Consider the following 10012-nt stretch of genomic DNA (forward strand, 5'->3'; position numbering starts at 1 on the left):
CGCCACGCGTTCCCGCCGGGCTCGACCATGGCGCCGGCGCGGTCGTCCACGGTGTCTGGCAGCCGGTACACGCTCCAGGCCGGGACGAGCACCTTCTCGGCCAGCGCGCCCGGCCACCCCATGATCCCGATCTCGTGCCGGTCCGCGCATACGTGGTGCCGGCCTGACCTGCAGCGCTGGCAGTGGCCGCAGCCGAGCATGGTGTCGCCGGTGACCCGCTGCCCCAGCCACGCCGGGTCGGTATCTGGCCCGATGGCGGAAACCACCCCGCACCACTCATGGCCGGGAACCAGCGGAAAGCGCGACTTGCCCTGTTCGAAATAGGCCAGCTCCGCGGTGAACAGCTCGATGTCGGTGCCGCAGATGCCCACCCGGTGCACGTCCACGACCAGTTGCCCTGGGCCGGGGACGGGCGCGTCCACGTGCTGAACCGCAGCCGACTTCGGCCCATCGATCACCAGCGCGCGCACATTGGTCATCGTATCGGGGCAGGCGTCGCGGAATGGCTGTTCACCGCGCGGGGCAGGGATTAGGTCATGCTGGGATACGCGAATGAGGCCGGGGTGGCGGCTTGAGCGACGGCATCGCCGACCTGCTGGTCCGCGACGCCAAGCTAGTCGCCGTCTGCGACGGTGCCGGGCGTGAGCTGCCCGGCGGGTGGGTGGCGATCACCGCGGGCGTGATCACCGGCGTGGGCGCGGCGGCCGACCCGGCACCGGAAGCCGCGACCACGCTCGACGCGTCCGGATGCCTGGTGACACCAGGGCTGATCAACACCCACCATCACATGTACCAGAACCTCACCAGGTCCTACCGACCGGCGATCAACGGGCCGCTGTTCTCGTGGCTGACCGTGCTGTACCCGCTGTGGGCGCGGATCGACGAGGAGGCCGCGTACCTGTCGGCCTGGGTGGGGCTGGCCGAGCTCGCGCTCGGCGGCTGCACCACGACGACCGACCACCTGTACATCGCGCCGCGCGGCGGCGGCGACCTGTGGTCCGCGGAGATCGCGGCCGCCCGCGAGCTCGGCATGCGGTTCCACCCGACCCGCGGCTCGATGACCGTGTCGGTCAAGGACGGCGGGCTCGCGCCTGACTCGGTGGTGCAGGACGACGACGAGGTACTCGCGGACAGCGAGCGCCTGGTCAAGCTGCATCACGACCCGTCGTTCTGCTCGATGGTCCAGGTGGCGCTGGCGCCGTGCGCGCTCTTCTCGGTGTCCCCCGCCTTGATGCGGCGCACCGCCGAGCTGGCGGAGAAGCTGGACGTCCGGCTGCACACTCACCTCGCGGAGGACCCTGACGAGGACACGTACTGCCTGGAGCAGTACGGCCGGCGGCCCGTCGAGCTGTTCGAGGAGGTCGGCTGGCTGACCTCCCGCGCCTGGGTGGCGCACTGCCTCTACCCGTCGCCCGCGGAGGTGACCAGGCTCGGCGCGGCCGGCGTCGGGGTCGCGCACTGCCCGAGCTCCAACATGCTCATCGGCGGGGGCGGCTTCGCCCCGGTCCGGGAGTTGCGGGCGGCGGGCGCGCCGGTCGGCCTCGGCTGCGACGGGTCCGCCTGTACTGACAGCGCGTCGCTGTGGATCGAGTCGCGGGCCGCGCTGCTGCTCGGCAGCCAGCGGCTCGGGCCCGGCGGGATGACGGCCCGCGAGGTGCTCGACATCGCAACTCGCGGCAGCGCGGCCTGCCTTGGCCGGACCGGCGAGATCGGCGAGCTGTCCGTCGGCGCGGCCGGCGACCTGGTGTGCTGGCCGCAGGAAGGCGTGCGGTACGCCGGCGCGCTCATCGACCCGGTCGAGGCGTGGCTGCGCTGCGGGCCGGTCAGCGCTCGCCACACGGTGGTGGCAGGGAAGGTGCTCGTCCGCGACGGGGAGCTCACGGTTCCCGGCGCCGACATCGAGGACAGGCTGCGGCGGCACGCCGCGGCGTCCGCGCGCGTCCAGGGCCTGGCCAGCGGCGGGTCGGGGCAGCGACGGTAAGCTGGGCCCTCATCCGGTGGGATTTGTGGTTCTCGTGCGGTATCGAGCCGGAAGGCTTATGGCGCCAGCCCTTTTCATCCCCGCCCGGCCCGGCGTAAGCAGGTAAGCGATGAGAGAGGCTGTGGATGACCGTCACCTTCGAGCCCGACGCTGACTGGCTCGTCTACCTGGCGAACCCGCGCAAGCCGGATTACGTCCTGCCGCCGGGCGCGGTCGACGCGCACTGCCACGTCTTCGGGCCAGGGAACGTCTTCCCCTACGCGCCCGAGCGCAAGTACACGCCGGTGGACGCCCCGAAGGAGAAGCTGTTCGCGCTGCGCGACTTCCTCGGCTTCGACCGCAACGTCATCGTCCAGGCGACCTGCCACGGCGCGGACAACCGGGCGCTGGTCGACGCGCTGCTCGCGTCCGATGACCGGGCCCGTGGCGTCGCGACCATCAAGCCGGGCGTCACCAGGGCTGAACTGGCGGACATGCACGAGGCCGGCGTGCGCGGCGTCCGGTTCAACTTCGTCAGACGGCTCGCCGACCCTAAGCCGGACGAGTACTACCGGGGCCTCGTCGACCTCATCAAGGAATTCGGCTGGCACATCGTCATCTACTTCGAGGCTCCCGACCTGGCCGAACGCTGGGACCTGTTCACGTCACTGCCGACGGACATCGTGGTCGACCACGTCGGCAGGCCCGACGTGACCCAGCCGCTCGACGGCGAGGGCTTCGCCCTGTTCCAGAAGCTGATGCGGGAACACGAGAACGTGTGGGCCAAGCTGAGCGGTGCCGAACGGCTGTCGGTCTCCGGTCCGCCGCGATACGACGACTTCGTCCCGTTCGCCCGGCACATCGCCGAGACGTTCCCCGACCGGGTGATCTGGGGCACCGACTGGCCGCATCCCAACATGAAAAGCCACATGCCGGATGAGGGCGACCTCGTCGACCTCATCCCGCGGATCGCGCCTACCGAAGAGCTGCAGCGCAAGCTGCTCGTCGCCAACCCGATGCGCCTGTACTGGGAGAACTCATGACGTCCTACACCGCGGATTTCGACGACATCCCCGGCACCCGGGTGTTCACCGCGCAGCGCGCCAAAGCCGGCTACGAGCTGAACCAGTTCTGCATGAGCCTCATGAAGGAGGCCAACCGCGAGCGGTTCAAGGCGAACGAGCGCGCCTACCTCGATGAGACGAACATGACCGAGGAGCAGAAGCAGGCCGTCCTCGATCGCGACTACAACAAGATGATCGATCTCGGCGGGCAGATCTACTTCCTCGCGAAGATCTTCGCTACCGACGGGCTGAGCTACCTGCAGGCGGTCAGCACGATGACGGGCATGCCCGTCGACGAATACCAGCAGATGATGATCCACGGCGGCCGCTCACCGGAGGGCTGGCGCTCAATCAAGGACGGTAACTGAGAATGGCTCGCATCACACACGGGCTGACTACCAGTCACATCCCGGCCGTCGGGGCCGCGATCGACCTCGGCAAGACCGAAGAGCCCTACTGGAAGCCGCTGTTCGCCGGGTACGAGTGGACGAAAGCCTGGGCGAAGCAGAACGTCCCCGACGTCATCATCCTGGTCTATAACGACCACGCGTCGGCGTTCACGCCTGAGCTGGTGCCCACCTTCGCGCTCGGCTGTGCCGATCAGTTCCCCCCGGCCGACGAGGGATACGGGCCCCGGCCGGTCCCGGTCGTCCAGGGCCGTGCCGACCTGGCGGCCCACCTGGCTGAGGGGCTCATCCTCGACGAGTTCGACCTCACGCTGATGTACCGGATGGAGGTCGACCACGGCCTGACCGTGCCGCTGTCGCTCGTCTACGGCCAGCCCGAGGCGTGGCCGACCACGGTCATCCCGCTCGCCGTGAACGTGGTCCAGTACCCGCCGCCGACCGGCCACCGCTGCTACATGCTCGGCAAGGCGATCCGCCGGGCCGTGGAGCAGTTCGACGAGAACCTCAACGTGCATATCTGGGGTACCGGCGGCATGAGCCACCAGCTGCAGGGACCGCGCGCGGGCTTCATCAACACGCCGTGGGACAGCGCGTTCATGGATCGGCTGATCAAGGATCCGGACGGCCTGTCCACGCTGAAGCACCTGGAGTACGTGCGGGAAGCCGGCGCGGAGGGCATCGAGCTGGTGATGTGGCTCATCATGCGGGGTGCTCTCGGCCCCGAGGCCGAGGAACTGTACCGTTTCTACCACGTTCCAGGTTCCAACACGGCGGTCGGCCACCTTGTGCTCCAGTCCGTCGAAACGCCTGCTTAGGAGATTCAGCCCATGCGGATCGCGCTCGCCGGGACCGGTGCCTTCGGCATCAAGCACCTCGACGGCCTGCAGAACATCGACGGCGTGAGCGTGACGGCGGTGGTCAGCCGGCGCCTGGAGCAGGCCGAGGAGGTCGCCCGCAAGTACGGCGTCCCCGTGGCCACGACCAGCCTGGACGAGGTCCTGGCCAGCGACGACGTAGATGCCGTGATCTTGTGCACCCCGACGCAGCTGCACGCGAGCCAGTCCATCGCCGCGATGCGGGCGGGCAAGAACGTGCAGGTGGAGATCCCGGTGGCGGACAGCTGGGCGGACGCGCGGGAAGTCGACCGCGTGCAGCGGGAGACCGGGCGGACCTGCATGGTCGGGCACACTCGCCGGTTCAACCCGTCCCACCAGTGGGTGCGCCGCCGCATCCTGGCCGGCGAGCTGTCCATCCAGCAGATGGACGTGCAGACCTACTTCTTCCGCCGGACGAACATGAACGCGGCCGGGCAGCCCCGCAGCTGGACCGACCACCTGCTGTGGCACCACGCCGCGCACACGGTTGACCTGTTCCAGTACCAGGCCGGCGAGCAGTCGCAGCTGCACCACGCGGTGCAGGGGCCGATCCACCCCGAGCTCGGCATCGCGATGGACATGTCCATCCAGCTGCGGACCCCCTCGGGCAAGATCTGCACGCTGTCGCTCAGCTTCAACAACGACGGCCCGCTCGGCACCTTCTTCCGCTACATCTGCGACAACGGCACCTACATCGCCCGGTACGACGACCTGGTGACCGGCCGCGAGGAGCCGATCGACGTCTCTCACGTGGACGTCTCGACCAATGGCATCGAGCTGCAGGACCGGGAGTTCGTCGCGGCGATCAACGAGGGCCGCGAGCCGAACTCCAGCATCGCCAGCGTGCTCGGCTGCTACCGGGTGCTCGGTGAGCTGGAGACCCAGCTCGCGAGCCAGCGGTGATCACGGTCGGTCCGCTGGCCGCTGCGGACCGGGCGGACTGGGAGCGGCTGTTCCGCGCCTACGTCGCGTTCTACGAGCAGGACCATCCGCAGTCGATGTACGACAGGGCGTGGGCCGAGTTCCAGGCAGACACCCGGATGCACGCCTTCGGGGCGTGGCGGGACGGGTCGCTGGCCGGCATCACGCATTTCCTGACGCACCCGACCACCACGGCGCCCGACGACCTCTGCTACCTGGAGGACCTGTATACCGCGCCGGAACATCGCGGCCACGGCATCGCCAGGGCGCTGATCGGCGCGGTGGGCGAGTGGGCCGCCGCACACGGCTGCGGCAGCGTCTACTGGCAGACCCGCCAGGACAACGCGACCGCACGCTTGCTGTACGACAAGGTGGCGACCTACCACGGCTTCATCGTCTACACCATGGAGCTTCCCGCCTAGGCGGGGTGCGGCGCCGCGGGATTCAGTCGAAGGAGGGCTTGCGGTCCCTGCTGCGCTTGAGCTCGAAGAACCCGTCCGCCTTGATCACCAGCGCCAAGCCGTCCCACAGCTCTCCCGCCGCCTCGCCCTTAGGCGCGGGCGTGATGACCGGGCCGAACATAGCCTTGCCACGAATGCGGATGACCGGGGTCCCGACGTCGAGGCCGACCTCATCGAACGCCTCGTTGTGGGAGTCCTTGATGATCTGGTCGTACTCGTCGGACTCGGCGGCGCTGGCCAGCGACTCGGGCAGCCCCACTTCCGCCAGCGCCTCCGGGAGGATCTTGGGGTCTTCTCGGCGTCCCTGGTTGTGCAGCCGGGTGCCGATGGCCGTGTACAGCGGCCCGACGACGCCGGGGCCGCTGTGCTGCGCGGCGGCGGCGACCACCCGGACCGGCCCCCAGGCCTTGCTCATCCGCTCTACGTACTCCTCGCTCAGCCCCTTGCCCTCATGCTGGATGAGGTTCAGGTAGGCCAGCGACATGATCCGCCAGTCGGTCCGGACAGGGCGGACCTTTTCCACCTCCAGCATCCAGCGGGAGGTGATCCACGCCCAAGGGCACAACGGATCGAACCAGAACTGCACATTTTCCGCGGACTGCGCCTGTTCCGTCATGATCGCGGCAACACACCCCTTCATTCGGGTATTCCGGTTGCATGGTCAACTTTGACATCGTGCTCCGCGGTGGCCGCGTCATCGACCCGGAGTCCGGACTGGACGCGGTCCGCGACGTGGCGATCGCGGGTGACCGGGTGGCGCAGGTCGGCACCGCACTGCCGCCAGGGCGCCGTGAACTAGACGTCACCGGGCACGTGGTGACCGCCGGATTCATCGACCTGCACAGCCACGCTTTCGATCTTGGGGGCGCCCGGCTGCAGGCTATGGACGGCGTGACGACCGCCCTGGAACTCGAGGCGGGCGTCGCCCCGGTACGAATCGCCTACGAACGGACCGCGGCGGCCGGCCGGCCGGTCAACTACGGCTTCGCCACGTCGTGGGCGCTGGCCCGGATGGAAGTGCTCGACGGGGTCCGGCTGGACGGCGAGTTGCGGACACTCTTCGCCAACGTCGCGGGCCCAGGGTGGCAGCGCGCCGCGACCGGCCCTGAGGTTCGCCGTGTCCTGGCCCGGCTGGAGGCCGACATCGCCGACGGCGCGCTCGGCATCGGCGTACTGGCCGGCTACGTCCCCGCGGCCCGGCCCGAGGAGTACCTCGCGGTCGCCGCGCTCGCCGCGAACGCCAGTGTCCCGACCTTCACGCACTCTCGTGACCTGATCGAGTTCGCCCCGGACACCCTCATCGACGGGGCCGAGGAGATCGTCCGCGCCGCGGGCGAAACCGGCGCCCACATGCACTACTGCCACGTCAACAGCACCACACTGCGGCAGGCCGACCGGGTGCTCGGCCTGGTTGAGCGGGCGCGCCGGGCGGGCGCGCGAGTCAGCACCGAGGCGTACCCGTACGGCGCGGGCATGACGGGAATCGGCGCCGCGTTCCTCGCCCCGGAACGGCTCCGCGAACGCGGCCTCGAGCCGACGTCGCTCACCTACGCGCCGACCGGTGAGCGGATCGCCACCGCGGACCGGCTGCGGGAGCTTCGCGCGGCCGATCCTGGCGCCCTGGTGATCATCCGGCATCTCGACGAGGATGATCCGGTCGACCGGGATTTCCTGCTGCGGTACCTGCTGTTTCCCGACGCCGTGGTGGCCAGCGACGCGATGCCGCTGACCTGGATGGGGACCGCTCCCGAGCCGGATGCCTGGCCGCTGCCGCGCGAGGCGTTCACCCATCCGCGGACCGCAGGGACGTTTTCGAGGTCGATCCGGGTGCTCACCCGCGACGGCGGATCCCTGAGCCTGCCCGAGGCGCTGGCGAAGTGCAGCCTGCTCCCGGCCCGGCTCCTGCAAGACCACGTGCCCTCGATGCGCCGCAAGGGCCGCCTGGCTGACGGCTGCGATGCCGACATCGTGGTGTTCGACCCGGCCCGCATCTCCGACCAGGCCAGCTACGACGATCCCACCCGGCCGTCTGCAGGGATCCGGCACGTCCTGGTCAACGGCGAGTTCGTTGTTTCCGACGCACGGCTAGTGACCTCTGCCCGCCCCGGCAGGCCGGTTCGCGCCTGGCTCTAGCCGCCGGACTCCAGCAGGGCTTTCGCCTTGTCCAGGTTCGCCATTTCGGCATCCATGGACTTCTGGACGGGCTTGGCCATGAGGAGCTTCTTGACCCCTGTTAGCTCGGCGTCCAGGGTGAACGTCACGGCTGTGCCGCCCTCGGCCGGTACGAAGGAGTAATCACCTTCGGGGCGGACCGGGCCGGCCACGCCGCGGAAGGCCACGCGCGTGTCGGGGTCGAGCTCGGTGATCTCGACGTCTGCGGCCACCTGGCGGCCGCCGGGGCCGGCGATCCGCTGGGTGTAACGAGTGCCTACGGCGAGCGGGCCCTCGCGACGGATGAGCGCGACCCCCGGGCGCCAGCTCTTGTCGTTTTCCGCGTCGGCGAAGAACGCGTATACCTCGGCTGGCGGGCGGGCTATCACTATCGTGCGTTGGGCGTGCGGCATGGCAGCCTCCCCTCACTGAGGGTGATCGTAACAGCTCAGGACCTAGTGTCACGCGGGGTACTGCATGGGTCCTTGGGTGTAGGTGCGTCCGTTGGGGGTGGTCCACTGGTGCCAGCCGGGCTGGGGCCGGGTGACGGTCCAGCCTTTTGACCTTTCGGCCCGCAACCTCCGGCCCGCACTGGCGTCTCAAGATGTAATTCCTTGAGGAGGCAACATGAAGCGGTATCGTCTCCTGGCGGCCGCCGGTACGGTCCTCGGCTTGGCCGTGACAGCGTGCGGGAGCATCCCCCAGACCGGCGTCTCGGCGCCCGGGACCGCGGCGTCGTCAGCACCTCCGTCGGCTTCTTCAGTTTCGGCGGCCTCGTCGGCTTCGGCGGCGACGCCAAGCGCGCCGACGCCAGCGGCGAGCGCCTCTATGCCGGCCCCCCCGTCGCTGTCGGCGGCGGCCAGCCCCGTCTGGTTCAATTGCCTGGGCCGCGGCCAGGTGAAACCGGCCGACTACATCCTCACCTGCGCGGACGCGGGTAGCGTCCTTGACCATCTGGTGTGGACGAGGTGGACCGCGCAGCAGGCCGTCGCGACCGGAGTCCATGAGCTCAACAACGCCATACCCAACCGCGCGGAGGGGAAGTTCATCGACTATCCGGCCGTTGTCACGCTGTGGCGCAGCGAGCCGGTGCCCGGGCACCCGGGCGAGCCGTACTTCACCAGGATCACGGTGCGCTACACCGGGCCGCGACCGCCCGCGTACACCAGCAACGGCCAGCTCGTCCAGCACCCGGCCGAGTGGACCCAGTCGCTAGGCCTGACAGGCGCATGACCCGCCCGCCGACGCATGGCAACGCATTCTGCTGGCCGCCCACATTCGGGTCGCGACTCAGCGGGCTGGCAGAGGTAGCCAACCTGCTTCGGCTGTCCTTACGGCGCGGCCAGTCAGGGTATCGGTAGTCCCGGTACCAGCGGCAGGCCGGACGCGACGTCCAGGACCACTCGGGTGCCGAGCGGGCGGGCGAGTGTCACGCGGACGGTGCGGCCAATGCCCACGGCCGCGCAGGGCCCGTTTGCGGAGGAGCGCTCCCACGAGCCGACAACCACCGTGCTGCCGCTCTCGTACTTGTACGCACCCCAGGCCGCGGTGCATGCGCCGCCGATGAAGATGAGTCTCAGGGCGCGGCCGTTCCCGGAGACCGCAGTCAGCTCGCTTACTCCCTGCGTGTCGCGGCCCGCGGGCGGGATCGGGCCGTATCCGGGCAAGACGACGAAGGCGCTGCGCGCGACGGCGACCTCGCTGACCTTCCAGCCCAGCCCGGCCACCGTGAAACGCCAGGCAGGCACACTGGCCGGACCCCGGCTGGTTCGGACGGTTACCACACCCGGCTCCGCGCCGGTCACGGTGAGCTGGCCGCACGCATTGGGAACGGCGCAGGGGCGCTCCGCGGCCAGTTCGGCGAACGCGGCCCTGGCACTCAGCAACGGCAGCCGCAGCGTGGTGCCGTTTGCCCACCGGACCATGCCCGGCAACGGCCCGGCGGGCAGCACCCCGGCCAGCCTGAAATGCCCCGACATAAACGCGAGCTTCTCACGCCCAGTGCTGAAGCCCTTGGATGGCACCGGGGTGAGGTCAGATGCGTCCATCACGACAAGGCCGGCCCGCCAGGCACGAGCGGCGTGAGATCGGTCCCACTGGGCTGTCACCTGCCGTGCGCGGGCGACGAAGGCGGCCGGTCCGTTCTGGCCCGCAGTCGACGGCGTCACGTGGG

Annotated in this window: 12 protein-coding genes; 8 read left to right on the forward strand and 4 right to left on the reverse strand. The window is 69.6% G+C overall.

Features of this window, described 5'->3' with window-relative positions:
* Nucleotides 1–470: zinc-dependent alcohol dehydrogenase (locus WA805_RS11490; RefSeq protein WP_425242331.1), on the reverse strand; the 470-nt coding region annotated here is incomplete at its 3' end.
* 101 nt (nt 471–571) lie between these two features.
* Here WA805_RS11490 and WA805_RS11495 point away from each other — a divergent pair.
* From WA805_RS11495 to WA805_RS11520, 6 genes are all read left to right on the forward strand, one after another.
* Nucleotides 572–1981 carry an 8-oxoguanine deaminase gene (locus WA805_RS11495; protein ID WP_425242332.1) on the forward strand — a complete coding sequence of 470 codons (1410 nt, stop codon included), beginning with the start codon at nt 572–574 and terminating at the stop codon, nt 1979–1981.
* A gap of 125 nt (nt 1982–2106) precedes the next feature.
* On the forward strand, nt 2107–3003 hold the full coding sequence (locus tag WA805_RS11500; RefSeq protein WP_422289150.1) for an amidohydrolase family protein: 897 nt from the start codon (nt 2107–2109) through the stop codon (nt 3001–3003).
* Nucleotides 3000–3392 carry a protocatechuate 4,5-dioxygenase subunit alpha gene (gene ligA / locus WA805_RS11505; RefSeq protein WP_422278046.1) on the forward strand — a complete coding sequence of 131 codons (393 nt, stop codon included), beginning with the start codon at nt 3000–3002 and terminating at the stop codon, nt 3390–3392. Before WA805_RS11500 ends, ligA begins: the two co-directional genes overlap by 4 nt.
* A gap of 2 nt (nt 3393–3394) precedes the next feature.
* Nucleotides 3395–4246 carry a class III extradiol dioxygenase subunit beta gene (locus tag WA805_RS11510; protein WP_422289149.1) on the forward strand — a complete coding sequence of 284 codons (852 nt, stop codon included), beginning with the start codon at nt 3395–3397 and terminating at the stop codon, nt 4244–4246.
* Nucleotides 4247–4258: 12 nt separating this feature from the next.
* Entirely contained in the window at nt 4259–5209 is a 951-nt protein-coding gene (locus tag WA805_RS11515) for a Gfo/Idh/MocA family oxidoreductase (protein ID WP_422289148.1), read from the forward strand.
* A complete protein-coding gene (locus WA805_RS11520; RefSeq protein WP_422289147.1) occupies nt 5206–5649 on the forward strand; it encodes a GNAT family N-acetyltransferase in 444 nt (147 codons plus the stop codon). Before WA805_RS11515 ends, WA805_RS11520 begins: the two co-directional genes overlap by 4 nt.
* A gap of 22 nt (nt 5650–5671) precedes the next feature.
* Here the strand turns inward: WA805_RS11520 and WA805_RS11525 are convergent, their stop codons facing one another.
* The gene (locus WA805_RS11525; RefSeq protein WP_425242333.1) at nt 5672–6328 is read right to left on the reverse strand and encodes a DsbA family protein; all 657 of its coding nucleotides are present in this window, start codon (nt 6326–6328) and stop codon (nt 5672–5674) included.
* A gap of 17 nt (nt 6329–6345) precedes the next feature.
* On the opposite strand from WA805_RS11525, the gene WA805_RS11530 reads away from it, so the two are divergent.
* Complete coding sequence (locus tag WA805_RS11530) at nt 6346–7821, forward strand: amidohydrolase family protein (protein ID WP_422289145.1); 1476 nt, start codon at nt 6346–6348, stop codon at nt 7819–7821.
* Here the strand turns inward: WA805_RS11530 and WA805_RS11535 are convergent.
* Nucleotides 7818–8252, reverse strand: coding sequence for an SRPBCC family protein (locus WA805_RS11535; protein ID WP_422275879.1), 435 nt, complete (start codon nt 8250–8252; stop codon nt 7818–7820). The genes WA805_RS11530 and WA805_RS11535 overlap by 4 nt on opposite strands.
* A gap of 415 nt (nt 8253–8667) precedes the next feature.
* Here WA805_RS11535 and WA805_RS11540 point away from each other — a divergent pair, with 415 nt between their 5' ends.
* The gene (locus WA805_RS11540; RefSeq protein ID WP_422289144.1) at nt 8668–9072 is read left to right on the forward strand and encodes a hypothetical protein; all 405 of its coding nucleotides are present in this window, start codon (nt 8668–8670) and stop codon (nt 9070–9072) included.
* A 113-nt stretch (nt 9073–9185) separates the two neighbouring features.
* Here WA805_RS11540 and WA805_RS11545 read toward each other — a convergent pair.
* On the reverse strand, nt 9186–10012 hold an 827-nt coding region (locus WA805_RS11545; protein WP_425242334.1), incomplete at its 5' end, for a hypothetical protein.

This window comes from Trebonia sp., from assembly GCF_049794275.1.
Taxonomy (GTDB): Bacteria; Actinomycetota; Actinomycetes; order Streptosporangiales; family Streptosporangiaceae; genus Trebonia.